This is a genomic window from Martinezella lusitana (assembly GCF_016901135.1).
GTDB classification, from domain to species: Bacteria; Pseudomonadota; Alphaproteobacteria; order Rhizobiales; family Rhizobiaceae; genus Rhizobium; species Rhizobium lusitanum_D.
This window is the reverse complement of record NZ_JAFEVL010000021.1, coordinates 1-25,829: the sequence shown is the minus strand read 5'-3', so window position 1 is coordinate 25,829 and position 25,829 is coordinate 1. Positions and strand designations below refer to the sequence as shown.

Genomic DNA, 25,829 nt, shown 5'->3' with positions numbered 1-25,829 from the left:
GCGCTCGATATGCCTAGCGCAGTGAGTGTCGTCGGCCCAAGCGTACCAGGATATTGAACGGACAGATTCTTGTCGGTCTGGAATTTCGTGATTGCGGCGATCGTCATGCGGCCCTGAATGCCATCGGCACCCGAAGGGCCGAGATTGTAGCCAAGGCCGATCAATCGCCGCTGCACTTCCTGCACGGTCGTATCCATTGTTTGCTCCAATAGAAAAGGGGCGCCGAAGCGACCCTATGGATTATTTTCAGATTTTCGCTATAAGCGGGACTCTACCTTGCAGGAGAGACCAATTGTTCGGGTTCTGGCTGAAGAAAGACCGTGGCGTTTCCGCTCAGATTGGGACGTGGGAGAAGACTTCGACGTTTTTCCCGGTCTGGCTGGTCGAAGGCGAATGGTCATGGGACGATGGCCAGCTATGGCGTCGCCGATCACCGGACGGTTGGCAATACACACAGGACGAGCCGACATGGGAAGAGCGAGAATCCGCCGCTTGGTAGATGATCAGTTGATGAATTTCATTGCCTGCGCTGCGATCATGTCAGCGATGTAGGCATGGCCGGTATCATCTGGATGGGCGGCGCTATTCATAAGGCCATCGGCATTGGCTCGGTCCCATGAGCGCGAGAAAATCTCCCGAGTATCGGCGAAACCGCAGCCAAGTTGGGAGGCGACGCTTTTAGCTGACTCTGCGTAGACTTCATATGTGCCGTTGATGAATGCATCAGCGCCAGTCGCTGGGGGGTCCACCACGATAATACAATTTCCCCGAACGACAGAGGTCACGGCAAGTGACCAAAGATTTCTTTTGAATGCTGAAACAAGGCCATTCGTGAGAAGATCATTCGTCATCACGTAAAGCACGACAAGATCCGCCGTAAAGGCCGCTAGACCAGCCAGGGGGGACCAAGGGGTGCTTCCATCTGCAAACATCGTTGATGTCTGCCCGCGACCTCCTGCAACCGTTATGGCGATATTTGGCAGCGTTACCGGGATGAACTCCACACCATTCCAAAAGGCTGGGCCAACGCCTCCATTTTCCTTTACCGTAAGAAGGGATCTTGAAGCACCTATCGATAAATTGGTACCGACAAGTGCATTTGAAGACCCATTCTGATTGAGAGAGGTATAAAGCGTATTGTCGAGATACACTCCGACATTTGCCGACAGACCGGGAGACAGCGGATACCAGATATTCAATCCATTGAAGGAAAATCCTGGCTGGTAGGTGAGATATCCCTTACCTGGCGTCGTTCCGGGTTGCCATATATGCCTACCTCCTAGAACATTATTGGATGGATGAGATGCCCAACCTACGCCAAAACCCACGCGAGTGTCGAAGGTATTGATGTTCGTGCCATCGATGCTGGTATTATATTCTCCCATCCATCCTGTTCGTTGCGCCGTGAGACTATATCTCGCAAAGCTTGTGGTCAGTTTTTCAACAAAACCAGTAAGTGCGGCGCCGATCAATCCGCCTGAGCTTCCAGAACCCTGACCAGCAACATGGGAATGACCGAGGACTAATAGCCGTGCAGAAGGACCGCCTGCGACTGCTGCGGCAACCTTTCGTCCGAAGATACTTCTGTTTATGATCGTCATCAGAACGCACCATTCGTGTATACGCCGCTCATCGTTAGGGATGTCGTCGCGCTAAAATTGGTATCTGTGAGCGCTACAGGGCCCGTAGAGCCAGCAACACCGATCGACGCCGACGTGGTGCCCGCTGCGATAACACCGAACGTAGGGCTCTGCGTTACGAAATTGCTACCTGCAACGATAAGCAAACTGCCTCCAGAGCTAGTTGCTATCGGTAGACCACTGACTGTTGCTGCGCCTGTAGAAGATCCCTTTGAAGTCAACGTGATCGTAAACGACACATAGATAAACGGGCCAATGCGTTGCCACGTACCCGACTGAGTACTGTACGTGATGCCTGTAGAGCCACCACCAAAAGCGAGAATAGGCGTCCATGATCCGCCGACACTTGCTGTTGCAGTTGCTGCAGCCGTGAGACCTAGGTTCGTTCGAGCCGCGCTAGCAGTTGCGCCAGCGGTACCGCCTTGCGCGATTGAAATGGGCGTCGTGAGATTAGATAAGGACGTGATGTCGCTATTTGCGCCCGATGCTGCTGCCGACAAATTCGTACGGGCATTCGCAGCCGTAGATGCGCCAGTTCCACCGTCAGCCACCGCAAGATCAGTAATCCCCGTAATGGAGCCACCTGTAATGGCGACGCTTCCCGCGCTTTGGGTAGCCATCGAACCGAGGCCGAGTGCAGTTTGGGCGGCTCCTGCGCTTGTTGCGCCAGTTCCTCCGGATGTGATCGGAAGAGGATTGCTGAGCGTTAGATTGCTAATATTCATCACGCCGGTCGAACGGTTGACCGACCATACCGTACTTAAGAAGCCGCCAGCATCAGAATAAGAGTTGAAGAACGCATTGGAACCAACATTGCTTCCGCTTTCAGATCCATTATCCAATCCAAAAACAAATCGGTCTACGCCGCTTGTCTGAAAATGCTGGACACGCGTACCTGCCCCCGCCGCTCCATTGATATTGAGGGTTGGGATGGTTTGCGCGCCAGACCACGTATTCACCCCGTTCAGGAGTGGGACAGTCGCGCCAGATGTGCCGGTGTTTTGCGTAGCCGCAGTGCCAAGCGCTCCGCCATCCGTGATCAGATTGCCGCTCGCCCCCCACGTAGCGATATGTCCTTGAACGGGTCCAATCGTGCCCGGCTTGAGAAAGTCAGTTACCGGCTCACGGCCAACGAAACCGCCGCTATCGTGCCCTAGGACGTGCGAAAGGGTCCGAATGGGAAGTTGTTCGATCGCGCCGTTGACGGTTTGCGCATGGACACCGGTCGCGATGACACCGGCAGCGAGAACGCCGAGGAAGAGGCTCTTCAGCTTAAGCATACTGACCTCCATTCGTGGCGACGCCGGCTGATGTCCCAGGGAAATAGTTAGCGCCACCGCCAAAGGTGTTGATAACTCCATTCAAATTGGCAACATATCGGACGCCAGTCACCGATCCGGTCACTGTTGCGGCAGGATTGCCAAGTAGGATTGCGCCAAGGGCGGTAGCGTTCGCCACGTTGGTATAGACAGGGGCGTTGATGATCGTGATAGATGCACCTATGACGATAGACCCTTGCTGTACATACAGCATATTGGTAGCGGAGCCGCCAAATTTGCAGCCTGCGTTGATGGTGACACTTGCACCAGCAGAGCAAACAAGATTGGAGATCGTGCCAACAGCGTCAGTACCGAATGTCACATTCTGCAGAACAAGGTTTGTGCCAGAATTGATCGCGATTACGCAGGCGTTTGATGAAATTGCTGCACTATTTTTGACAAAAACACCCGTGAGGAAGACTTGGCCATATGACGCGCCGAATAGCCCAGTGCTGCCGCCCGCCGGGCCGGCACCCGCGATAATATAGGTATCCTGAGCAGCAGTGCTGCCCTTGATCTCCAGCGAGCCCACATTCGCAAACACGGGACCAGGTGGGGTATATGTCCCCGCGATGCCAAGCTGAATGACCAACCGGCTATTTGCCAAGAAGTAACGGGTATTCCCATATGCCACAGCCGCCGCAATGGTTTGGAATGCGTGAGCAGAATCATTTGCCGACCCATCGTTGGCATCATTCCCATCAGGCCGCACATAGAGTGTGACGTTGCTGGTCGAGATGACAGGTATCTCGCTGTAGGAAATCCCCTGTATCTGCCAAGCTGCTCCCGTGCAAATAAACCGAATGATTGCGTTGGCAGGAAGATCGCCGATCTGGAGGGCATTCCCTTGCTGGGTTTGGATGGGAAGAGGACCAGCGCCGACGTCTAGCGTGGCGACTCCGGTGTTTTTCGTCGTGATCTTCAGAATAACGCCGGTGCCAGCCGTATTCGCGGTGATCAGCGGCGTCAGCGTTGCCGTCAGGGCATTTGCCGTGCCGCCGGCGACGGCATAGACCCATGAGTTTCCCTGAAAAGACGAAGGCACCTGCGGCAGCGTCGGGAAGTATGGCGCGGTGGCAAGCTGGGAAATGTTCCCGCTGGTGATCGTTGTCTGCCCATTGGCGACCGTGACCACATAAATGCCGGTAAAGCCAGCGTCCGGTGAAGGTGTGGTCTGAGAGCCGGTAGCGGCCGGCGTCCCTGCCTTGAGCTGGACAACGCAAAGATCCTGGCGAACGGTGTTCTGCGCCGTGCCAGTGTTATTCGGGCCACTCCATGCGATCGATGGATTTGAGGCGTTATAATAGGGAAGCGTAATCGCTGATGTGTCGGTCTCAGAGAACGCTACCTGAACGAGATAGTTGATCGACTGGCCCGTGGTGCCCGGAGGCGTCAGCGTTAGCGTCTGAGAAGCCTTGGCGATGCCCTGCTTCAGAAACTGGTTGGTGTCGGTACTCAAAGAGCCGTAGCCGGAACTGTCGACTGTCTGGAAGCTATAGATAGCGCCCGGCGCGACGTTCACCTGCAACGATGCGGGGATGGTCGGGGTCACGGCAAGACCAACAACCGTAGTACCAGTGCCGAGGGCAGACTGCGAGAGCCAGCCAGTGCCGTAATAGGCGTCCTTGATGGCGTTCAGCAGATCCGTGTCGAGCGGAATTTGCCCTGGATAGACGATGTGTCTGTTCAAGGATGTCTCCAATGCAAAAAGGCCGCTTCAAGGCGGCGCCAAATGACTGATTTTTCGAGAGACGGCTTAGATCTTGCCGTAGAGGTTCGTGTAGCCGATGCCTGGAACTTGGCCGCTTAGCTGGATAATGGCCGAGCCTGTATTTCCGAAGAGGAAGGTGTAACCAGATGGAGCGCTATTCGCGCCGCTATCGATCTTTACCCATGCGGTGATCCCGGCCGCCCGAACGTTTTCAATAGCGCTGTAGATGGCGTCGTCTGTTACGATCCCCTGGATCATATCCAGATTGCCGTATTCAAAGGTCGATGCTGTCGAATATCCGCCAGCCGGCCCTCCATAGCCGATGACAGTCGGAATGCCGCCACTCGGGGAGCGATGCGCCGTGATCAAGATCTCATAGGGCATGAGAAGCGAGCCGTAGCCGCCAGCCAGGTTGTATGCCAAGCCGTAGCCGCGACCATCGCCAGCCGGTCCCGGTGCATAGGCGCCCGTATCTTGTGGCCGCGCTGGTTCGAAGATGTCCGGGACATTGCCGGTTAGACCGGTCAGAACATCAATGATGGCCTGACGCGTATTTCTCGGACGGAAGAGTTCGGCAATGATGGCCGTTCTGAACGACGCGTCTGATCGCGATCCGCGCTGCATACGGCGGCCGAAGAAATCGAAGGCAATCAGGTCCAACCAACCGTCCGTCGCCGTCAGGATACGTGTCTGTGCCTTGGCATAGACGATCAGGCCATAAATCCATGAGGCGACATTGGCAAAACCCGAAAGAACGCCATCAAGGATCGGAGATGAGCTAGGAAACCACCCTGCCGGGACGATCGCCTTGCCGCGGGCGATCATGTCCTCATTGTCACCCGTACTCATCAATCGATCGCCACTGTTCCGGATTTGATGACTTGGACGGCTGTCGGCACGAGATCAGCCGTGCCGCTGTTGAGCGTCAGACTGGAGACCGATGCCACGCCTGGCGAAGCGTCATAGATGACCTGTGCGAGGCGCGTGTAGGAGAGCGTGACGCCAATCCCGAGGGTGTTGATGTAGTCCGTGACAACCTGTCCCACAGCACCCTTGACGCTATTGACGTCATAGCCGGATTTAACGCCTACGATGGCGCTGACATTTGCGGAGACAATCGACGGCGCAAACACTGCGAAGGTGATCCCTGCGGCTCTGTAGGCATCCACGGCCTGATAAACGCTGGTCAGAAGAGAAGACGGCGGCGATCCGGTGCCATCGTCAACGATGATGGTGAGATTGCCGCGCTGGACGTTTAGCGAGTGATCCACATTCTCCAGAATGCTCGACACAATGCCAAGCTGAACGTTGGAGATCGCGAACTTGATTGCCGCGACAGTGCCGCGCGCCAGAGAAGCGAGATAGTCGACGAAGCGGACGCGCAACGCGCCGTCACTCTCGCCATCTGTGCCACCGGTGAAAGCAGCAGAATTGTTGACCGTGTCGACGCCGATGATCGAATCCAGGATCACAGAAACTGTGTTGGGCTGCACATTGCTGCCCGACGACGCATTCTGGGCCGCGACGGGCACTGTGACGCTCGAAACGGTCGCCGGGATGATATAGCCGCCCGATGTGGCGCTATAGGCTGGGTTGGACGTATCGACAGTGACGACGAAGGTCTGCGTGAAGTCCGAGGTCTGGACCCGCGAGCCGATCGGGATCAGCGCCGAGGTGGTCGGCGTGAACCGGGAATAGGTGACGCTGCCCACGGCAGCCGTCGAGGCAAGGCGCGTCAGCCCATAATCGGCCACCCATGTATCAAGATCAGACCCAAAGGACGTCGCGGCTCGGGTAAGCGCGAGAACCTGTAGGATCAGGCTTTGCAGCCAGAGACCAATGCCGCCGTTGGATTCAACAATTGACCGAAGAGTAGATCCGATCGTGAAATCCAAAAGGGCATTGGCTTTCGACTGGATAGCCGTAGCCTGATCCCTCACCAGAGTGGTGAAGGACTTGATATTCAACGTTGCCATATGTTTACCGTTATTTGTTTACGTCAAATGACAACGTGGCCTGCTGGCCCGTCTTCGCGCTGTAGAACAGGATGTAGACCGAGACCCCGTTCAGGATTTCAGTCACGGTAATGGTGGGCGCCGGGCTTCTGGCGACTGTCGCCTCTAGGGCGATCTGAGCGCGGATGACACTCCTCACCAGATCCAGATTGAGCGGTGACCCGATCTGCCCAGGAACGCCGGCGCCATAGTCGAGATGCCAGATGTAGCCCTGCACCGCCGTCATGAGGCGACGGATGATGCGCTGGATTGTTAGATCATCGCCGTCGACCAGGAGGAGATCGCCTGTGGCGGATACCGTGAGGTCTTCGCCCCAGAAATGCGACAAGTCCGGCATTATTGATCCTCAATCGATCGGGACGTCAGTATCATCGCCACCAGCAGTCACGCCGCCGTGCTTGTGGGTATCTCCGACATTCTTCGAATTGTGAAACAGCCCCGCGCTATTGATATGCACGTTCCCGCTGCCGGCGTTGATCGTGAGATCCTTGCCGTTCAGCGTCAGCGTCACGGCTCCCGTCGTGTCAGCCTTGAGGATGAACCCGGCCGCCGTTTGGAATACCATCTCGCCGGCTTGCGCGACGGGTGGACGTTCTTTGTCAGAGTGCAGCCGAGCTTTCATGTACGGGGCTTCGATATCGCCCTCGTGGAAGCCGACGACGATCTGATCGCCGATCTCGGGACCGATCGCTATGCCGAAACCATTACCGACGTGGGCAGTCCCGATAGGCATCCAGCCCGTCTCGATGCCTTCCGGCTGCAATTGAGCCTTCACTGCATGCCTGTCGGGATCATAGGCGGTGATCGTGCCGGCTTGGTCCCTCGGTTGACGGCTGAGTTGCTGATCGACAACTCGCCTGATCAGATTCTCGATATCGCCGCTCACGTCTTGCTCCGCTTCTTCGATTTGGCCTTGGCGGATACCGTCATGCGATAGCCCTCAGATTGGCTCATCGAGTGAGCGATAGAGGTGATATCGTGCTGCTGATCATAGGCCGTCCCCGTGCCGCTCAACTGCATCATGAACCGCGGCGTCACCGTGGGGTCGCCGGGCATCCCAAGATCAAACATGAGCTCGTGGCTGGTGTTCTCGGCCAAGCGCTTTTCAGCAAGCTTTTGCGTCTGATCGCCAGTCAGGCCAGGAACCGTGTATTCGTAATTCAACGGATCGCCCGAACCCGACGGCTCAGATGACTGGTATTCGTATTTCTTGCTTTCCTTGTGGTTCCATGTCTGGACCTTCACGTTCACCGGGCGTCCGAGGATCAGGTTCCTCGACGTCTTCAGCGTCATGAAATTTCCGTTGGCGTAACTGGCAGCCGTCGGCGGCACATAGACCACGTCCAGAACAGGCAATTGCTCGTCCAGCGGTTTGTAGTACAAGACGCCGCCCGTCATGTAGGCGACCATGCCAGTCATGTCGGCAAGCTGCGTGATCACCGTCCATTCGGAGGCCCGATGCGTCAGCTTGGCATAGTCGATCTGAAAGATCTTGCCGCCCTTGGATGAAACGGCTTCCGCATCCACTGTGATGCCACGACGCCCTGCGATCTGCTTCACAATCTGATCCGGCGAGAGGTTGTTGAACTTCTCCGTCGACTTGTTGTCGATCAGATCTGCCGCCTTGTCCCTGCCCTGCACGCTGAGAATGCGCTGATCGAAGTTATGGCCGACCTTATCGACCTTCCCGTCAAAGACCTGCACAGCCCCGCTGATAGCGTCTAACTGAAACTGGACCTGAACGGCTATATCGCCCTGCTCCGACCACCACGCCTCATTCATGGACGCTGGGAGGGCACCGAACGGGATTTCGCAGTGAAACGTGTCAGACTTGTGCGTCTTCGACATGTTGACGTCGACGCTGATGCAATTAAGCGTCTCGCCGTTCACGATGATGAAGGCGCGCGGCTGTCTGAACGTCACGTCAGGCTCCCAGAATGCCGCCGTTTGACGCGATAGAGCTTTGCGGAATGGTCAGCGTGACAATTCCAACGATCATCGGATCGGTCAGACCGTTGGCCTTGGCGATCTGATACCATTTCGTCGCATCGCCGAGATATTGGGCCGCCAGGGCATAGAGATTGCCGCCGGCTACCGTGACAACCCGATTGGTCACCACGGCCGGGATAGAGCTTTGCGAAGCCATGCGTCACCCTTGGTTCAGCGCGAGGTTCTTGCCGATCAGGTTGATATTGTCTTTCGAGAAGAGAGCCGCGGATTCATCGGTGCAGTTCTGAAGCTGCGACGTGATGAATGAGGCCATCTGATCCGGGTCGACACCGGGTAGCGTTCCAGCGCCGAGGCCGAGCGTGGCATCAAGGCCCGTCGCTATTCCATCGATCGTCGAGGCGGACGTGTAGACCGTGGACGTGACCGAAGAGAGGGTGGCTGCCGACGCGTCCTGAAGCGAGCCGGCGGCACTGACGGCGCTCGACACCGCCCCTACAGCCGAAGCCGTCGCAATCTGTGCCGAAGACGTGCCCCCAGCCGTGAACGAGGCCGCAACCGTCAGAGCATTTCCGACAATCGTATCCAGACCATCGATAACGGCCCCGAGCGCATCATTGATGAGATCGCTGACCACCACGCAGGTGATCTTGTACGGGATCTCGTAGAAGCGCTCTGGGTTTGCCTTGAAATCCGTGATGACCACGACGAGGAACGTGCTCATGTAGGAAAGCGTGACCTGAGACCCAGCCGAGCGCATGGCATCGAAAGCCTGCGCCCGTTCCATTGCGTTCGGGCCACGGAAGCGACCTGACCATGTCACGTCATCCGGATCAGGCCCCATCGCATCGACGACACGATTGCCGCCGATTAGTTTGTGCTTGGCGACATCCTGCTTGCCGCCAAAGTTGATGCGCTCCGGGATCTCGAAATCCTGAAACGTGATGCCACCGAGGACGAGCTTGACCATTTCACCCTCAGATGTACGAGACGTCAGTCGGGGCCGGCATGGCTTGTCCGTCGAAGGTGGAAGACGAACCGCTCCATGAGCCGTTGCGGGCCATGTGCGTGCTCACGGCTGTTGCGAGACGGCGCCCATCGATGTTGAGTGCGGTATGAACCGTCATAGGCTGATTGCTGTTGGCCGGAGGAGCCCAGTTGTATCCCAACTGATCCTTGCCGGGATGAACGCCTGGGTTTGGAAATGAGAACTGCGGCGTGCCCGGCGCATTACTGGAGCCGGGTGCCCCAACAGCAGGACCGCCGAGGATCGCATTCTTGATCATCCCTGGAATTTGGCCGAGCTGCGTAATGAAGTTGACAATGGCGTTATAGATGCCCGTGAAGACGTCCACGACACCATGCCAGTTGAATGCTACGATGGTTGCGATAATGCTGCCGATACCGACGACTGCGACGGCTACGATCCCGCCCGGAATAAGCGCGGCAGCAGCAGCGACAACAGCCGCAACGCCGAGGGCCGCGAGGCCAACGCCAAGTCCAATCAGCGCCTCACCTACGATCTTGATGGCCTCTGGATGCCCATTGGCAAACGTGGTCAGCGATTTCATCACGTCCGCCATGCTGTTCATCGCCTGGATGGATATGGGCACGAGAGGCGAACCGAGCGCCGTCAACAGGTTGTCCCACGATGAGGCGAAGTTTCTTGCAACAGTATCTGGGTCGTGAGCTAGCATCTGGCCAGCCGCACCGACACCCTGCGCCTGACCGACGAGACCTGCGTCTTTGTTGATTCGCTGGCTTTCGAGGAGGAGCGTGGCGATCGCCTGAGCCGAGGTTCTGTTGCCGAACATGCCGCCCAAGAGTTGGATGGCGCTCTCATCGCCGGCAAAGACTTGGTGGCCAAGCTTGCCCTCAACGAGAGGCTTGAAGACCTCCTGCGCCCATCGATATGGGTCCTTGGTCATCAGATCGGTGCCCTTGACGGCTCCGGGATTGAAACCGACAGGATCGCCCTTGCCGTCATAGATGATTTTGGACATGTCCTCGATCAGACCCATGTCGATCATCTGGCCAAGGGAGCGCTTGGTAACCTTGCCCTGCACCGCCGTTCCGAAAAGCGACATCAGGGCAGTACCGGATTGGCTTGGCCCCATTTCCTGAATCATGGACGGCAGGATTTTCGTGTAAAAATCCTCGTCCCACCCTTTTGATGCGAGACGCCCGTACTGTGTGGCCTGCAGGAAGCCTTTCGGATCGACCTTACCGCCTGAGGCGGTGATCGCCTTGGTCATCATGTCGAAATAGGACATGAAGTCGCCAGGATTCTGCAAACCCTTCAGTTCGCCAGCGCGCGCCATCTCATAGACGGCGTCAGATGCCTTGTTTCCTGATCCTTCGGAGGTGGCATTCAAAACCACGCGCATCTGCTCAAGCGGCCCGATGAAATCCATGGCGTGTTCAGTCGAGCCGAACACCATGCGGGCTTCCTTGATGTCAGCGAGGACATCGGAGACCTTCAAGCCGTATTGAGATGCGACCTTCCACGAATCTGCGGTAGCCTTGGCAACGTCGACCTGATTGACGCCGGCGGCCACCATCTGCTGCTGGACATGGACCAGTTCTTTGCCATGGTCTGCGAGCTTCACCACGCCGTCGATGATCGCCCCGCCGGCTAGAACTGCGGCGACCCCCATAAGGGCCGGCTTCCAGCTAGAGAATGCGTTCTCGACTTCGTTAACTTTCCCTTTCAGGCCGAGGAGATCGGCAGCGATGACAGCCAGAACCGGCGACATGCCGTTCGTGAGGCTGATCGCCACGCCAATCTTCCAAACGTCCATGCAGCACCTCGACATTTACAAGAAAAAGGCTCATTTTAGCGCCCTGTTTCAACGGAGCGCTCGAATGAGCCAGGAATGGGATTACCCTCCCCCTCGCAAATGGCGGGAAGAAGAATTCGTACGACCATCAAAGCGCGATCGATTTGAACAGGTCATCGATCACCTTCCGAAGCCGAAAACGGCATGGCAATGGTATGTCCGCCAGATGCAAGGGCGCGGGCACTGGCTTTACAAGGCCAACGTCTCCGCACTCTTCTTCACCGTGATAGGTGCGTTCTTTCTGATAGTCGCCGCAATCGGCGCGCTGGTCGGCTTCATAATCTCGATGCGATGATCACTTGATCGGGATCTCTACCCTTGCGCCATTTGCGAATGACGTCTCGGGCTTGATAAGGGAAGCATGCATCGTTCTGCCGATGATTTCCTTCACCTCTTCCGACTTGCGCACCGCTGCGCCGCCAAGGAATGATCGTGCCGGAATTTTCACGGTTCCCAGCTCTTGCCAGACTGCCTTGTCATCGTTCGAACCGACGTGTGCCTCGTCTCCGGCAATGATCGTGCCGATGCTGTCGCGCATATCGCCGGTCTCAAGGAGCGGCGTATCCCCGTTTGCCTTTTGAGCGATAGTTTCCGGCCTCAAGGGAGCCCACGCAGCGAAGGGACCGGCTGCGCCCTGGTAATGGCCAATCTCGGCTTTCGCTTCGGCTTCAACAACGGCCGCAGCCTGTTCCAGCGCCGTATGGTGAGCCATCGGCATTGCAATGGCGAGTTCAGTGAGGAATGCCGCCATGCTGTCCAAAGTGAAATCGGCCATGGATCAATTCTTCCTTCGCCAACTCAGCGAGCCCCAATCGAATTCACCACCATCGAGTTCACCGAAGATGATGCAGTAGGCGAGTTTTTCAGCCGGCCCTAAACTGAATGCGACGTCAAACGGAACGCCGTTCTTGACCAAGAACAGAGAGTTCTTGATGTCAGGGTCGGCCGCTATTCCCCCGCGTCGTCACGCAAATCTTCTTCTGTCGTGACACCGAATTCTTTCTTGACGGCAGCGCCAAGAGCTTCGAAACCATGCGTTTCCAATCTGTCGACCAGAAAATCAGCTTGTAGTTCTGTCTTCGGGAGCGAAATAGGATCGCCGTCAATGCTCACGACACAAGCCGCCAGCATGTACATGCCAAGGAGTTTTTCCTTGTTGGCCGATTCATTCGAGATTGCCTTCAGCATCCGGCGCTGATCGCTGCCGGTGAGGCGCCGGAAAACGATCTCTCGGCCAAGTGCGTCGGTTGTGGAATAGTGTTTGTTGCCTTCTTCCACTATTCGCTGAGATTCGGTCGGCTCGGCGACCTTGTTGACTTTTATGGATGGCATTACTGCACCTTAATGCGCTTGGACGCTTTCCAGTTGATCTTCTGATTGACGTAGGCGTCGCCCTTGAACGTACCGCCATCGGCCAAGTTCAGCGCCACGCCGTCATAGCGGTATTGCGTGATAGTGCCGTTGGTTTCGAGGATCGTTTCCGTGATACGAAGGGCGTTCAGCGTGCCGTTGTTGTAATAGCCCGCTTCGACCTGGGCAAAGTAGTCGTCAAGCACGCTTGAGGCGCGATCGACGGCCATATCGCCCGACCATGTGTCGGGAAGAGATGCGAGGCGGTTGACCCCATCCAGACCCTTGCTGTCGAGTTCCTTGGTGTTCTGCTTCTTGTTGAAGCTGGTCAGGATCGCGAGCGGCAGGATGGAGTTATCGGGAAGGACAATGTCAAGCGACACATCCTTGCCGATGTTAAGGCTGCCGAAACCGGTATTGACTGGCATTGGTCAGGGCTCCTTAGATAGCAAAGCTGACGCCGGTCGAGGTGATCTGCACCGACTGACCCGCTTCGAGGTTGATGAGGAAGAATTCGACGATCGAGAAGTATTTCACCTGCACGTTGGCCTGCAGGTAACCGAGCGCCACGCGGGACTGCGGGTTGTTTGCCGCATCGATCTCGACCGAATAAGGCGTGCTGCCGTCAGACGAACCGATCATTCCCTGATCGGTCAGGTTCTGGAGGAAGCTGTCGAGCGTGATCTTCGCTTGGCGCTGCGTCTTCTGCAAGTTCAGAAGGCCCACATAGATGCCCATCGCCGAATTCAGGGTCGTGGCGAGATAGTTCGTCATGCGGGTGTAGTTGTCGCCGTGGATGACGGCACTGGACGATGTGTTGTGGCCGAGGCGAGCGCCGAAGTAGGAGCCGCCCGGGACTGGGTTGCAGATCACATCAATGCCGGCAGCTGCCAGGATCTGGATATCGGCCGAGGTATAGGGAATGCCCGTATAGCTCTTCTGCGTGCCCACGATGCTGTTCAGCGGCTTATTGAGCGTCGATTGCTCCGGAGAAAGTGCCACGAGATAGCCGGCGATGAACGGCGTCGGCGGCACGAGGCGCTGCGGCACACCGTTGAGCGTGTCATTCCAGTAGACCCAATCGCCGAGCATGAGCTTCATGGCATAGCTATCGATGCCGGCCGTGGCCTTGGTCGTGGCTGCCGTGGTCGGGTTGTCGCCGGAAACCGTGCTGGAAACCATATAGACGCCCTCGGACAGGCCGAAGGTGATCTGGGTTGCCCAGCTCGTGGAGTCCGCGACATCACATAGTTCAGCGACGGAACAGCCTATCCCGCGCAGCGCGTACATGCCCTTGCGAGGAACGGTATCGACGCCGAGCATGACGGAGGATGTGATTGTCGTCGTGCCATCCGTGCCACCCGCTAGGGTATAGCTAGCCGTGGTGGGCGCCGTTGTGCCAGCGCCGGCCGTAGCCACGATGATCTGCGACGGGCCACGAGTGGCCGTGCCGCTGTTGATGGCGGCCGCCATATTGACCCAGAGCGCATTCGCAGAGCCGGGGATATTGTCGAACAGTTCCGGGGTAAGACCGGCCACGGCGATCTTGATCTGGAAGGTGTTGGCGGCCGAGCCGGGACCGATCGAGGCCTGAATGCCGTTCCCGAATGTGCCGGAATACTTGGCGGTCAGGGTGATGCAGGTCGACTGAACGACGATCGTGGCTGCTACATCCGTTCCATCCGTGACGCGAACGCCATAGATCGCCGTCGCGCCCTGCTGGAAGGCGATCGTCGCATGGGTGCCCATGTCATAGGTGCGGTTCTGATAAGGGCCGAAGACGGTCGCCCATTGCGTGGCGTTGCCGGCGATCTGCGGCTGATTGACCGGTCCCCACGTCGCAGTGCCGACAATCCCGAGAATGTTCGTCGGAACGCCATTGATGAGCGTCTGCGGCTTGATGATCTGGATATAGACATCGGGCACGGTCAACGCCGTTGTGTTCAACGCGCCTTGCTGAAAAATAGGCATCTATCGGCCCTTCTGCTTGGTGGGGTGGAGGATTACGACTGCGGGTCGACCGCCGGCAGTGGTTTCACCACCGGAGCCGGGTCGGGCAGATTGACCGCGACGACCTGATGAGGGTTGCTGTCGAGTGCCGCGGCGATCTTGTCGGCATCGACGATCTGGTCACCCTTCGCATATGAGGCGAAGGGCGCTGTAACGGTCAGCGCTTTCATGGTGATTCCTGAATGGGTTAGGTGAATTTACTCACGCCGAACATGATTTCAGCACGCAGCTCTTACAGGCTCAGAAGAACCTTGTTCCATTGAGCCATGGACTCGGCGTTGTACCGCTCGACATTCGCCTGATTTCGCTTCACGAGCCGCTTCGACCAGAAGCCGAGCGCTTTGTAGATCTTCTTCTCGATATCGGGCCGTGAGTTGGGGCGAGCCGCACAGCACCTCACAAGCCACGGGACTTCAGCAGAACCGATCACCGGGACGCCGGCGAAGACTGCATCGGCCAGAACGATATTGAAGGTCTCGGACAAGCTCACCTGCATGACGAGATCCATCGTCCCGATCAGGGTTCGAAAGTCCTCGGAGTCCATCCAGTTGTGCTCGACAAGCTCTATGGCATCGCCGCCGTTCTGGAAGATGCTGCGCAAGTTCTTCAGGATAGGGCCGCCATTGCCCTCGACGCGGTTTCCGTTGATGTGGAAGCGCAGATGGACATCGTTGTCCCGTGCGAACTGGATGGCCGCCAGGGCCTGAATGATGACGTTCTTGAGCGGTCGAACCGCCCCGAAGCAGCCGATGTTCAGCTCACCGAGATGCGCCCATTTGCTGGAATGAACGGCCTTCTTGTCATGGGAATAGTAGTTTGGCAGGTAGCGAAGCTTGTCTGGAGAAATCCCGATCGCCCGGGTGTCGCCGAACATCCGCATCGAGTTCGGGGCGATCAGGACATTCGGGAAGCCCGCATATTCCTTCATCCAACCGAACGCGATCCCTTCCGAGGACAGGAACGGCGTCTCGCTGTGGTTCCGAACGATGAACCGCGTCTTGGGAAGAGCCTTGAGGAGATCGCCGAACTTATACGGCGGGCACCAGAAGGCTTCGATGATGCAAACGTCAGCCTTGAACTTCACGCATTCCCGGTGGATGTCATTGCCATCCCCGACGTGCACGATGTCAGAGGCATAGCCGAGGCGCTTCAGCATCTCGCAGGCCATGTTGGCGGAATTGAACAGACCGCTGCACAGGGGCTTCCCCGAACCGCTATAAGACCAATCCTTCGCGCCGGCGTCATAAGGCTGTTCCCGGTATTTGAGAACGAAGAGAACGCGTGGCTTCATTGGATAATGGCCTTGGTGGAAATGATCTGTGGGTATGTCGTGATGACGTTCGTGCCGTACTCAACCATGTAGATCAGGTCTCGGCGGTAGATATTGAGCGTCTGTCGCTCGTCTGAAATCATGGTGCGCTGGTAGACCATGCGAGCCCCAGAACCATCCGGTAGCAACAAATGCTCGTTCTGCACCAAGGCGAGATCGATGATCGGCGCCGCTAGGTCGCGCATCCCAGGGTCTGGGCACCAGAGCGAGACCATGATGCCCCGTTCCTGCCGTTTAAATTCCTGCCACATAGTCCCGAACACGCCGACAATCGCCGTAGCGACGGCTGTGGCGGGCAATGTGAGCACCGGGCCATTAGCCGTTGCAGCTACGCCGCCCGCGACCAGAAGAGCCGCAAGACCCGCTGCAATCGTGGTCATGGTGTCGCTGATCGTTGCCGGATAGACAAAGGTCTGACTTGCCGGCTGCCAGTCGCCAAGCGTCACGCCGACGTTCTGCGCTGTGCCGATGGTACCAGCGAAGGTAATCGTCTGCCCTGCCACCATAGCGGTGATCGTTGGGCTCGGAATGCTCAGCGTCTGGAGGTCGGTCGTGAACCGCGTTGTGTTTCGCTCCATCCCAGCCATTGGGAAGATGGAGACCGTCAGGGTTCCTGTGCCGAGATCTGTGTCAAGTTGGCCAGGAACAGGCCAGCCTCGCATGACCTTGCACGGCGCGGCGATTGCCGATGGCTCGGAGGTGCCATTCGGATAGAGCGCCGCCGATACCAGTGTCACGATGGCTTTCTCGACGTCTGAGATATCAGCCATCAGCGCGCCTCAAGACGGATGCAGGCGATGTTCCAGCCCATCGAATTCCAATATGCTGCGATGATCTGATACCGTTCGCCGAGATCGTCGGTGACGATGTCTCTGTCCACGATAACGCCCTTTGCGACGGCATTGAGCGGAATGAACACACGCCACACCGGAGGGCCTGGAGGGGCCGCTGGCAAGCCGCCGCTGGTCTGCCTGCTCTGCGCCGTCTTCAACTGGATATTTGCCGGGATGCCAGAGATTACGGCTGTCTCGGTTGATTCCAGCACTCCGCTATAGCCAACGTCACCGACACCGGTCTGCCCCTGCGGCCGGGTGACCGCAATAGTTCTGGGATAAATGAATGTCATCGTTCAGCCGAGCGTGACGGCGCGGAACGACGCCATGAGAGAGTATTGCGGTGAACTGAACAGTTCGCTGGTAAAGCGATCAAGTTCGGTATCACCTGCCTTCATCCGCTTGAAACCACCCGAGATCATGCCGGGCGGCGCATTGATCAGGAAGTCGACGACAGCCGCCGTTGCCTGCTTGATAATGTCGGGGAGACCAGACGCTGGATAGCCCGCGACATACCAGACGCGGACATCGGTGTAATAGGCCAGTAGAATGCCAGCCGGCACCCAGAGTTCAGCCGTGGTCGGCGAGATCGAGGCTTGCGTAACATCGAACGGGATCCACTGCGGCGGTCCACCGAAGGTCTGCAGCGTGGCAAGAAGGTTGATCTCGTTGTACATGCCTTGGATCTGGTCAGAACGTCGACCGTAGCCGTAGCGCCCCACCCCGGAAATCAGCCGCGTCACGCCTTGGCGCGCCATGCGGATCATTGATCGCTTGGAAGGAAGCGAACGCTCTTCGAAATTGGTCAGGCCGAAGTCACCGATAGCACCAGCCGAATGGGAATAAGTGACATTGCCAAGAATGATCGTCCCCGCCGCCGGATTGACGTTGGTAATGACGGCGGCTTCGGTCTTGTTGGGAACGGCGCGATCGAGAATGATCACCTGGCCAAGCAAATCCATCGATAGCAAAAGCCCAAGAGGGGCATGCACAGTGACAGCAATACCCGGGGCGATGGCATTCGGAAACGTCCATGAGGACGTCGGATTGAGCGAGACCATGTAGCAGGGATTTCCCGCCGCATCATTGGCGCAGATCAGCCCTTCAGGTCGCTTCAGGTAACCATCGACATATGCCGAGGCCTGCTGCACCTGCGCCGCTGTAGCGCCCGTAATGCCATAGGCAGCATAATCGGTGGGCTGAAGGTAAATCGAGGCCATCAGATCACCACCAAGCGACCAGACCGGTAGCCGTTGTGCCTGTTGCCCAAATGCGCGTGACCCGCATCGGATTCATCTGGCCAGGGCTGAGAGCGCCCGATGGAATGACGACCGTTTCGCCGCCTTGCATCGTAACCTTGAGAGTTCCAGCAGCAGTAAAGGCAACGGCGCGGGTAATTTCAGTGAGATCGACGGTATCGCTGGGCGTGACCAAAGCGCAATGCGTGGCCGGCGATGACAGATCATTGGTGTACTGGAAATAGTCGTCTTTCGCAGCAACCATTGATCACGCCTCCAATAGGGCCGCGCTATGCGGCAGAATGAGCTTCGTCTTGGCGACAAGGCCGCGAGAAATCATATATTTCCCAAGAGATGGCGGTACTTCTGCGACGCCATAGGCGAAATCAACCGCGATTTGCACCGGCTCATTTTGGTCATTGACCCAGTCGCGCGGCACTTCTTCGTTCTGAATATCGGTGGCCGGCGAGACAAACATCCGATGGATGGGCTGGGCACGGTGCTGTGAGCCTGTCAGATAAACGCGCATGTAAAATCCATCGTTTGGGTATGGAAAAGCCGGGCACTCTGTGTTGCCCGGCTTGATTTCAGATCAGCGATGATTACGGACGGACGACCAGCACCACGGCGTGTGCGTAGGAAGCTGCCTTGGCGATCACCGTGTTGAAGTGAACGGCCACATACTGGCCCTGCAGGCCGGCGAGAAGGCCGAGCTGGAAGACACGCGGGTTTTTGTTGCCATCGCCGCCGTGGACGTACGGCATCTCGATTTCCTTCTCCGTCGTGACAACGGCGAAGTAGTTCTTGAAGCCGGAGGCTGGGGCAGCGTAGCCGAAGCTCGTATCCGTGGTCGTCGGCATATAGGGGTCAGCGATCAGCGGCAGGCGACCAGCCTGGGTCTCGATCGCGTTGACGGTGACGCCGGCGACAACCATTTCCTTCAGCTCGATCTTGGCTGCCTTGGCTTCACGGTCGATGTAGTCGCCGAGGATCGGATTGAGATAGATCGCAGTCGGCCGGACGCGATAGGTCACGTTGGCAGCCATTGCGGCAACCTGAGCTTTCAAGCCGTCTATGATCGAAGCACCAGCACCCACGGAGACGGACCCGGCCGGAATCTGGTTGAGTAGTCCCATATACTGGATCGTCGTGGGAGACGAGAGCGACGTATCATTGCCGTTCCAGACCGACGTGCCTTCCTGGATAAGGATCGCTGATACGATGTCCTCGATATCCTTGGCTTCGACGGAGGCGAACTGACCCTGCATGCGGGTCACGTCAACGTCGAAGAGCGAAAGATTGGTCTGTGCGGTGAGCGCCTTGATGAAGGCGGCGCGCTCAACGCGGGTCGGGCCGGATGGCGTGGGTGAGATAGCCCGAGGATCGGTGAACGCCGCCGTGGCAATGGCGGTCTGTTCGAAGTAGCGATGCGGATGGCCGGTGGCCGGTACAGCATCAAAGCGCTGGAGCGCGATCGATTCACGGCGAACGAGATCGACGATCTCATCCTCATAACGGTTCACTTCGATAGCGCCGTTGCCGAGAAAGTCTGCGGCAGCGGAGATATCGAGGAATTTACCCATGTAGCTCATAGTGATAGTTCCCTTCTGGCCTTCGGCCGATCAGATCATAAGGCCAGCGCGGGCCAGCGCCGTCTTGGCTTCGAGGATGGCGCGACGATCCATGCCGCCATCTGCGAGCGCCTTGCTGACCTTGTGAGGGTCGAGCTTGTCGTCGCCTTCGGGTGCGCCGAGACCGGACTTGGCAAGCAGCGCAGCAATCGCCGGGCTGAGGGTCTTGCGTTCCGGGACTTCGGCAGCCTTGAAGCCTGCAGCCTTCAGATCGGCAAGCTTGGTGTCCATGGCGGCCAATTCATCCTTGAGAGGCTTGGTGGCGGCTTCGACGGCGGCAGCGGTTGCCTTCGTGGTATCTTCGGCAGAGGCGTAATAGCCGGAGTCCCGATCATGGTAGATCGCGGGCACTTTGCCGATCGCCGCTTCAGCGCGCATGGAGCCAGCCATACGGCGCAGCACGGCGGCATGACCGGCCGGCGAATGACTGCCGATGCCGGATGCTTCCATGCTGGCGGCGCAGCTTTCGAGGGCCGTGGCATGGGGCTCGACCATCGAACGGGTATGCTCGGTGCTGGCGTCGATCTTGGCCGGGGTCTTCTTCATTTCTTCGACACTTGCTGAAACACTGTCCAGTTTGGTCGACAGGGCGTCAAAGCTCTCAAGGAGCTTTTTCAGTTCGTCACTCATAAGGATGTCCTCGTCGCTTAGGTCTGCACTCGCAGCCAGGGAGGTTGTCGTGTAGGCGGCACGGTCCTTGAGAAGGATCGCAGCACCCGTGAACACGCATTCGGTGATAACAAGAGGATCGGCGTCCATGGTTTCGACGAGGATGCGCTTGGCCTCAAAGGAGAAGCCGAGCTTATCTTTGTCGATCTGGATCGCGGCGGCTTCCTCCGGGAAGTCCGATGCGTAGATGAAACCTTCGATGTGGATCGCGGTGCCCTCGATCGTGGCAGCGGTGATCACACCAATTTTTGCTTGCGGGTCGTGGCCCTTAAAGCCGGGCTCGAAGTCAACCGCCATGCCAAGCAGCGACGGTAGCGCTTGTTCGGCGACCGCCCGAGGCAACATGACGAGCTTGCCGTTGGATCCGTGTGGCGGATTGTCGGAAGGCTCGTCGATGCGTGTCAGGACGCCAGAGAATGGCATCCGGTTCGGATGATCCTCGACCACAGGCATGACGATAGCCATTGCCTCGAACGCCATGGCTGAGACGGATTGCCAGTCCGACGTATCAATCCCGAGCGCCTTCGCCTTCTTCAGAATGCGCTCGCGCGCCGTCTTGCGCTCTGCGTCGGAGAGGCCCTGTGTGCGGTCTAAAACGCGCCAAGCCATGCGGACATGGACCGCGTCCTGGATTGGCAGCGCCCGCTTGGAAGGCACAGCGAAGTCGCTCTCGGGCAACTCGTCCCGAGCCTCTTTCGTCAGGGTCATGTGGATCTCGTCAGATGAGGGCGAGCAGTTCGGCCAAGGCCGAGCGCAGTTCTTCGGGGGCAGCATCAATTGCGTCAGGCAGTACGTTGCGCAGCTCGCCGAGGCGGAGGGTTGCCACGTCCATGGCGTGCGCCTTGTGGAAATCCCCCGATATCGACATGCGATGAGCGGCACGCGTCATGCGGCCAAGCAAATCGACAGTCTCGACAAGCTCCGGCTGCTCTTCGGGGAGCGGTAGTTCTTGAGGCTCATCGACGTTAGGCACGCCGAGAAATAGCTTACGCCCGATCTCGGCGAGATGCTTGGTCTTCGGTCGGCCGCGTGGCATCAGGCGACAACCAGAGCATCGAACGTCCCGGCGGCAAGCGCTGATCCGGACGGCGGATAAAGAACAATGTCGAACCCTGTGCTGAGCTTGTTCAGAACTGCGGTCTGGCACTGTTGGCTCGGAGTGATGTTGACCCCATAGAGCGGCGGCATGTCCTTGAAGGCGATGTGCGTCTTTGATGGTGCGCCATTGGCTGAAGTGATCGTCGGGATGCCGAGAACGGCAGCGGTCGTCGGCGTGCCGCCAGAGAGCGTTGCGGTTGATGTCAGATCGGGATAGCCAGACCCTGCCGTTCCTACCGTGATAGAGGCGACGCCCATGACGAGATTCAGTGTTGCACCGGTTCCTGCTGGACCAGTTGTTGCTTCGCCAGCCAGCGTCGGCAGTACCGTATATGCGCCTGCGACAGCAATGCCCGTGATCGCGGTGACAATGCCGCCAGCGACCGTAACATTGACCTGGACCTTCGTTCCAGTGCCCGTCGTGCCGGTGAGTACCTGCGCGCCGTTGGTATAGCCGGAGCCGCCAGCAGCAATAGTCGCCGAGACAACTTTCATGACAGCCGTGGCAGCAGCCCCAGAGCCTGCGCCAAGCGCGCCCGTCCCAGCAATAGCAACGGTAGGAATGGTGGTATAGCCGGCGCCGGCCGAGGCGACAGGGACAGTAGCAATGCCGCCGTCTCCCTTGGCATTGGCGACGTTCACCAGATTGGCGAGCAGGATGCGATCAAGACGAGCGAACGTCGAGCCCGACACCTGCGAAATGGTATGGACTTCGATAGCCATGGTTCAGTCCTTCTTCTGCTTCACCTTGCCGGGCTTCGGCTTGGTCGATTGTGGATCAGGTTGTTTCAGGTCTGGGTCGTCGACTTGGCCAGCGCCACGGGCTGCCTGGATGGCGATCTCAACGTCTGCAGCCACCAATTCACCCCATGGGCCTTCAGACGGCGGCTGTCCGAGACGTGCGCGCTGCTCATCCGGCGTGATGGCATTGTTCTTGTAGTAGATCTCGTAGATCTTGGCCGTGTTGAGTTCATCCTCGCGTTCGAGGCCGACCCACATGAACATGAGCTGCGAAAAACCAAGCTTGCCCTGGATGGCCTCTCTGGTGAGATGCGATCCGATCAGATGAGCCATCGGCTTGATGGCGCCGTTCCAATCCCGGTCTTCAGCCACTTCGGCTGTGTTCCTGTTGATGTCACGCTCAGCGCCGAGGTTCTGAGGGGACAGACCAAACGAAATGGCGATCTCCGCTTTCAAGAACTCTTGGTATTTCAGATAGAGACCGTCATCCCCTTCGGGGTAAAGCCGTTCTACACTGGCCCCACGTGACTTTTCGCCAGCTGTCTGAGAGAGACCGACGATGGGCATGACGCCCTGTCCTTCGACCTCATTCTTCCAGTAGGCACGGAATGTCTGGATATCGGTGTCCGTCACCCCATCGCCGAGATCAAGCATGATCGACGGGCGAGAGTTGGTGGCGACGTTGCCGGCGAATTCTCCGACGCCCAACATGCGGGCAATCGAATTGAACGCGATTTCTAGCGGGCCATAACCGAATGGTGTCGATGTCGACGGATTCGGGCGGATATACATCAACTCGTCATTGCGCAGCGGAAATGCCTGCCCACCGCCTGCAGCCGAGCCATACCCGACCGTTTGGACATAGCGGGGTTCAGCAGCCTCGCCGGCCCATGCCGGGTAGATCTGGATCGATAGGCCGTCTACTGGCCACAGCCAGAGCGGACGCAGAGCATCGCCACCCGTCTGCAACTCGATAGCGCCTGCCCCGACGCAGATGTCCTCAACGACCTGCTCTATGAGCGTGCGAAAGCTGTCGTCTTGGTTCGGCTGCAAGAGGCAGTTCGTCGCCACTTCGATTTGGCGCAGGTGCTCCGATGTCTCGGTAACGCCTGGCAGTGTGACGATCTTCCAGCCGAGCTCGGCCAAGGGGTTTTTGATCGCGTTAATTGCGGCCCTGGCATAAGGCGTGCGGCTGAAATAGCGCAGGTTCCGCGGTGACGGTTTATAGGCCAACTGTCGCCGGGATATCGCTTGGCCGATCTGCATCATCTGCGGAAAGGAAATCGTATCCCGCGATGGTGCGTTGGGCTTACGGCCGGCTGATCGACCTTTAAACCAGTCCTTCCATGCCATGTATCAAGGTGCTTTCTTTTCAGCCGAACACGAGGCTTTGGCGCGCCGGTTCAAGCATCAATTCGGTAAGAGCCCACACGGCGGCATCTACGCGGTCAGGAGAACCATCCCCTAGGAAGCCCGTCCCGGTCATCGAGCACATTTGATCTTCAAGCAGCTCAAGATCCGCGCCGACGTGCCTCACTCGTCCTTGCTCATAGAGAGCAGCGACAGGCTCAGCCCGCACGATCTTGCCGCGGCTTGCGACGACCTCTTTGTATGGAACTTGGTGATCGACGGTGCGGATCACATGCTCGACCATCGCGCCGCCATAGTTGCGCTCGCCGAGAATTCTGTCGGCATCGAAGGCTCTATAGGCATCTACGGCTCGCCGGCCCCACCCATCTGGAGAGAGCTTGCAAGTCCAGTCGGCTAGCAGATAGGCGATCCCATCCACTCCTTTGCCCGCAACGACAATTCCAATGCTGTCGCCGTTGTCTTCTTCGCCCTTCGTGCCGCTCGGGTCTACTCCGACCACGACACGCTGCAGATCAGGGATACTCCATGGCTGCCCGATCTCGTTCTGCCGGGCCACATCGATCATAGCCCGCGTCCACAGCGCGCCTGGCACATCGTCGAGCAGTTCGGCGTTTAGCTCCTGGCGGCCGAGGCGAGTACCGTCATACTTGTCCTTGATCACCTTCAGAAATGAAGCGGCTAGATTGCCAGCATTATCGAAGGTTGAGCCGCGCGTGATAACCGTGCGCGGATCCTTGATCAGTTGGCGTATCAGCGGTAGCGGCTTCGGCGTCGTCGTAACGATTGCCTGCGGATTGGAACCTAGGCGAAGGCCGAACATGGCCATATCCCATGTGTCCTGCAGGTATTTCCAAGCCGCCAGCTCGTCACACCATATGCATTCGGTCTGTGGGCCGCGTAGACGCTCAGGCTCTTCCGCCGAGTATGTCGTGGCTATCGCACCATTCGCCCACGTCAGGCGGCGCTTGGAGGGCTCATATGACGGCTTGCCAAGCATTTCGCCCGTCACCGTACGGTCAGCAGCCCAACAGACGGATAGAAGTCCGCTTTCGCCCTCGACCATGACTTCACGAGCATCCGATGCGGTCGGAGCAATTAGGCCAATACGTTTTCTTCCCGCCTTGACCTGCTCTCTTACCCATTCAGCGCCGGTTCTAGTCTTGCCAAAACCTCGGCCCGCCAGGATCAACCATGTCTGCCAATCGCCTTCAGGGGCTATCTGGCTATCACGAGCAAGGAAGCGCCAGTCATTCAGAAGCTGCTCGCACTCATCATCAGTCAGCCGTGAGAGAACTTGCGCTCTTCTATCCGGCGGCAGTCTGGCGATCGATGAGACGTTCAAGTTTTGCCCTTGCATCCGATACGTGGATGTCTTGCGTCACGGAAGCCGTGATGTCCTGCTTGTCGGTCTGGTCGAGGTAATTCTTGCCCAAGAAGATTGCCATTGACGCGTTCTTCTGCGCCAACCGGAACTGGGTGCGGCGTAACGACGTCTTGCCCATCTCCTTGCCGCGCTCCAATGCTTCGGCCGCATCGGGCTCACGCTGTAGAAACGCAATGAAGGTCTGATGAGACACTGACAGGACGGCGGCGCACTCCCGAGTTGTTGCCTGGATCTCGCCGAGCCCCTTCAACGTTTTCATCGTGGCAGCATCGGCGACGAGAGATGGAGGGCGACCGCCCTTGTTCTTGTCGGCTGCCCTTTTAGAGGTGGTCAAGAAACTCATATCGCTTTTCTAGGAGTTTATCCATTTCGCGCCCTGCGATACCTACCAATGGACCGCGATCACGCATGATTTCAGCCAGCTTATGCAGGTGTTGTGCGGCGATTATCGTTTGACCGGTAGCGCCGGCAATCTGACATACTTCTTGGGCGCGGCGGCTCGCCATCCCGTAGGAATAACCTGCGTACTCATCTTCTCTCATCGGAGATAGCATCTTCATGTTTTTGCCTTCCTCGCCACAGTCACCAACCGCCGGCAATCAGCCAGGACAGAATTGAGCGCCGGTCCTGAGACGATACCCATACCCATCGGATACGGCATTCCCTCTTGCTTAAGGACTGCTATGAGGTTGTCGACCTCGG

Annotated in this window: 32 protein-coding genes; 1 reads left to right on the top strand and 31 read right to left on the bottom strand. The window is 57.8% G+C overall.

Translation table 11 applies throughout. From position 1 onward, the window contains the following. The 12 genes from JTP94_RS09815 to JTP94_RS09760 all read right to left on the bottom strand — a co-directional run. On the bottom strand, positions 1 to 197 hold a 197-nt coding region (locus JTP94_RS09815), incomplete at its 3' end, for a peptidoglycan-binding protein (RefSeq protein ID WP_204850332.1). A 306-nt stretch (positions 198 to 503) separates the two neighbouring features. Beyond that, on the bottom strand, positions 504 to 1,601 hold the full coding sequence (locus JTP94_RS09810) for an SGNH/GDSL hydrolase family protein (protein WP_204850331.1): 1,098 nt from the start codon (positions 1,599 to 1,601) through the stop codon (positions 504 to 506). Continuing rightward, positions 1,601 to 2,920 carry a hypothetical protein gene (locus JTP94_RS09805; protein WP_204850330.1) on the bottom strand — a complete coding sequence of 440 codons (1,320 nt, stop codon included), beginning with the start codon at positions 2,918 to 2,920 and terminating at the stop codon, positions 1,601 to 1,603. Before JTP94_RS09805 ends, JTP94_RS09810 begins: the two co-directional genes overlap by 1 nt. Further along, a complete protein-coding gene (locus JTP94_RS09800) occupies positions 2,913 to 4,649 on the bottom strand; it encodes a hypothetical protein (RefSeq protein ID WP_204850329.1) in 1,737 nt (578 codons plus the stop codon). Before JTP94_RS09800 ends, JTP94_RS09805 begins: the two co-directional genes overlap by 8 nt. A gap of 66 nt (positions 4,650 to 4,715) precedes the next feature. Beyond that, positions 4,716 to 5,519, bottom strand: coding sequence for a hypothetical protein (locus JTP94_RS09795; RefSeq protein WP_204850328.1), 804 nt, complete (start codon positions 5,517 to 5,519; stop codon positions 4,716 to 4,718). Next, on the bottom strand, positions 5,519 to 6,646 hold the full coding sequence (locus JTP94_RS09790) for a baseplate J/gp47 family protein (RefSeq protein WP_204850327.1): 1,128 nt from the start codon (positions 6,644 to 6,646) through the stop codon (positions 5,519 to 5,521). The genes JTP94_RS09795 and JTP94_RS09790 overlap by 1 nt, the downstream gene beginning before the upstream one ends. Positions 6,647 to 6,656: 10 nt before the next feature. After that, positions 6,657 to 7,022, bottom strand: coding sequence for a hypothetical protein (locus tag JTP94_RS09785; protein WP_204850326.1), 366 nt, complete (start codon positions 7,020 to 7,022; stop codon positions 6,657 to 6,659). Positions 7,023 to 7,031: 9 nt separating this feature from the next. Continuing rightward, positions 7,032 to 7,571 carry a phage baseplate assembly protein V gene (locus tag JTP94_RS09780; RefSeq protein ID WP_204850325.1) on the bottom strand — a complete coding sequence of 180 codons (540 nt, stop codon included), beginning with the start codon at positions 7,569 to 7,571 and terminating at the stop codon, positions 7,032 to 7,034. After that, positions 7,568 to 8,608 (bottom strand): hypothetical protein, encoded by a 1,041-nt coding sequence (locus JTP94_RS09775; RefSeq protein ID WP_204850324.1) that lies wholly within the window; start codon positions 8,606 to 8,608, stop codon positions 7,568 to 7,570. Before JTP94_RS09775 ends, JTP94_RS09780 begins: the two co-directional genes overlap by 4 nt. Position 8,609: 1 nt before the next feature. Further along, positions 8,610 to 8,831: a hypothetical protein gene (locus JTP94_RS09770; RefSeq protein WP_204850323.1), complete on the bottom strand. Its 222-nt coding sequence runs from the start codon at positions 8,829 to 8,831 to the stop codon at positions 8,610 to 8,612. Between the two features lie 3 nt (positions 8,832 to 8,834). Further along, positions 8,835 to 9,602, bottom strand: coding sequence for a hypothetical protein (locus JTP94_RS09765; RefSeq protein WP_204850322.1), 768 nt, complete (start codon positions 9,600 to 9,602; stop codon positions 8,835 to 8,837). A gap of 7 nt (positions 9,603 to 9,609) precedes the next feature. Then, entirely contained in the window at positions 9,610 to 11,412 is a 1,803-nt protein-coding gene (locus tag JTP94_RS09760; protein ID WP_204850321.1) for a hypothetical protein, read from the bottom strand. On the opposite strand from JTP94_RS09760, the gene JTP94_RS09755 reads away from it, so the two are divergent. Next, complete coding sequence (locus JTP94_RS09755; protein WP_204850320.1) at positions 11,366 to 11,767, top strand: hypothetical protein; 402 nt, start codon at positions 11,366 to 11,368, stop codon at positions 11,765 to 11,767. The two genes, JTP94_RS09760 and JTP94_RS09755, sit on opposite strands and share 47 nt — an antisense overlap. Here JTP94_RS09755 and JTP94_RS09750 read toward each other — a convergent pair whose 3' ends face one another. The 19 genes from JTP94_RS09750 to JTP94_RS09660 all read right to left on the bottom strand — a co-directional run bounded on the left by JTP94_RS09750 (position 11,768) and on the right by JTP94_RS09660 (position 25,687). Then, a complete protein-coding gene (locus JTP94_RS09750; RefSeq protein WP_204850319.1) occupies positions 11,768 to 12,247 on the bottom strand; it encodes a hypothetical protein in 480 nt (159 codons plus the stop codon). A gap of 173 nt (positions 12,248 to 12,420) precedes the next feature. Continuing rightward, entirely contained in the window at positions 12,421 to 12,804 is a 384-nt protein-coding gene (locus JTP94_RS09745) for a hypothetical protein (RefSeq protein ID WP_204850318.1), read from the bottom strand. After that, positions 12,804 to 13,250, bottom strand: coding sequence for a hypothetical protein (locus JTP94_RS09740; protein WP_204850317.1), 447 nt, complete (start codon positions 13,248 to 13,250; stop codon positions 12,804 to 12,806). Before JTP94_RS09740 ends, JTP94_RS09745 begins: the two co-directional genes overlap by 1 nt. Before the next feature lie 13 nt (positions 13,251 to 13,263). Continuing rightward, positions 13,264 to 14,793 (bottom strand): hypothetical protein, encoded by a 1,530-nt coding sequence (locus JTP94_RS09735; protein WP_204850316.1) that lies wholly within the window; start codon positions 14,791 to 14,793, stop codon positions 13,264 to 13,266. 32 nt (positions 14,794 to 14,825) lie between these two features. Continuing rightward, positions 14,826 to 15,002 (bottom strand): hypothetical protein, encoded by a 177-nt coding sequence (locus JTP94_RS09730; RefSeq protein ID WP_204850315.1) that lies wholly within the window; start codon positions 15,000 to 15,002, stop codon positions 14,826 to 14,828. Between the two features lie 62 nt (positions 15,003 to 15,064). Beyond that, on the bottom strand, positions 15,065 to 16,123 hold the full coding sequence (locus tag JTP94_RS09725) for a glycosyltransferase family 4 protein (protein ID WP_204850314.1): 1,059 nt from the start codon (positions 16,121 to 16,123) through the stop codon (positions 15,065 to 15,067). After that, a complete protein-coding gene (locus JTP94_RS09720; protein WP_204850313.1) occupies positions 16,120 to 16,932 on the bottom strand; it encodes a hypothetical protein in 813 nt (270 codons plus the stop codon). Before JTP94_RS09720 ends, JTP94_RS09725 begins: the two co-directional genes overlap by 4 nt. After that, the gene (locus JTP94_RS09715; RefSeq protein WP_204850312.1) at positions 16,932 to 17,288 is read right to left on the bottom strand and encodes a hypothetical protein; all 357 of its coding nucleotides are present in this window, start codon (positions 17,286 to 17,288) and stop codon (positions 16,932 to 16,934) included. Before JTP94_RS09715 ends, JTP94_RS09720 begins: the two co-directional genes overlap by 1 nt. A 3-nt stretch (positions 17,289 to 17,291) precedes the next feature. After that, positions 17,292 to 18,215 carry a hypothetical protein gene (locus tag JTP94_RS09710; RefSeq protein WP_204850311.1) on the bottom strand — a complete coding sequence of 308 codons (924 nt, stop codon included), beginning with the start codon at positions 18,213 to 18,215 and terminating at the stop codon, positions 17,292 to 17,294. A gap of 4 nt (positions 18,216 to 18,219) precedes the next feature. After that, positions 18,220 to 18,498 carry a hypothetical protein gene (locus JTP94_RS09705; RefSeq protein ID WP_204850310.1) on the bottom strand — a complete coding sequence of 93 codons (279 nt, stop codon included), beginning with the start codon at positions 18,496 to 18,498 and terminating at the stop codon, positions 18,220 to 18,222. 3 nt (positions 18,499 to 18,501) lie between these two features. Then, positions 18,502 to 18,762 (bottom strand): hypothetical protein, encoded by a 261-nt coding sequence (locus JTP94_RS09700; protein ID WP_204850309.1) that lies wholly within the window; start codon positions 18,760 to 18,762, stop codon positions 18,502 to 18,504. Between the two features lie 73 nt (positions 18,763 to 18,835). Then, complete coding sequence (locus JTP94_RS09695; RefSeq protein ID WP_204850308.1) at positions 18,836 to 19,825, bottom strand: hypothetical protein; 990 nt, start codon at positions 19,823 to 19,825, stop codon at positions 18,836 to 18,838. Between the two features lie 30 nt (positions 19,826 to 19,855). Then, positions 19,856 to 21,241, bottom strand: coding sequence for a DUF6582 domain-containing protein (locus JTP94_RS09690; RefSeq protein ID WP_204850307.1), 1,386 nt, complete (start codon positions 21,239 to 21,241; stop codon positions 19,856 to 19,858). 10 nt (positions 21,242 to 21,251) lie between these two features. After that, positions 21,252 to 21,569: a hypothetical protein gene (locus JTP94_RS09685; RefSeq protein WP_204850306.1), complete on the bottom strand. Its 318-nt coding sequence runs from the start codon at positions 21,567 to 21,569 to the stop codon at positions 21,252 to 21,254. Beyond that, a complete protein-coding gene (locus JTP94_RS09680) occupies positions 21,569 to 22,354 on the bottom strand; it encodes a hypothetical protein (protein WP_204850305.1) in 786 nt (261 codons plus the stop codon). The genes JTP94_RS09685 and JTP94_RS09680 overlap by 1 nt, the downstream gene beginning before the upstream one ends. Positions 22,355 to 22,357: 3 nt before the next feature. Beyond that, positions 22,358 to 23,725: a phage portal protein gene (locus JTP94_RS09675; protein ID WP_204850304.1), complete on the bottom strand. Its 1,368-nt coding sequence runs from the start codon at positions 23,723 to 23,725 to the stop codon at positions 22,358 to 22,360. A gap of 19 nt (positions 23,726 to 23,744) precedes the next feature. Next, positions 23,745 to 25,085, bottom strand: coding sequence for a DNA-packaging protein (locus JTP94_RS09670; RefSeq protein WP_246754766.1), 1,341 nt, complete (start codon positions 25,083 to 25,085; stop codon positions 23,745 to 23,747). Continuing rightward, complete coding sequence (locus JTP94_RS09665; RefSeq protein WP_204850302.1) at positions 25,048 to 25,470, bottom strand: hypothetical protein; 423 nt, start codon at positions 25,468 to 25,470, stop codon at positions 25,048 to 25,050. The genes JTP94_RS09670 and JTP94_RS09665 overlap by 38 nt, the downstream gene beginning before the upstream one ends. Then, positions 25,448 to 25,687 carry a hypothetical protein gene (locus tag JTP94_RS09660; protein ID WP_204850301.1) on the bottom strand — a complete coding sequence of 80 codons (240 nt, stop codon included), beginning with the start codon at positions 25,685 to 25,687 and terminating at the stop codon, positions 25,448 to 25,450. The genes JTP94_RS09665 and JTP94_RS09660 overlap by 23 nt, the downstream gene beginning before the upstream one ends. Positions 25,688 to 25,829 lie beyond the last annotated feature (142 nt).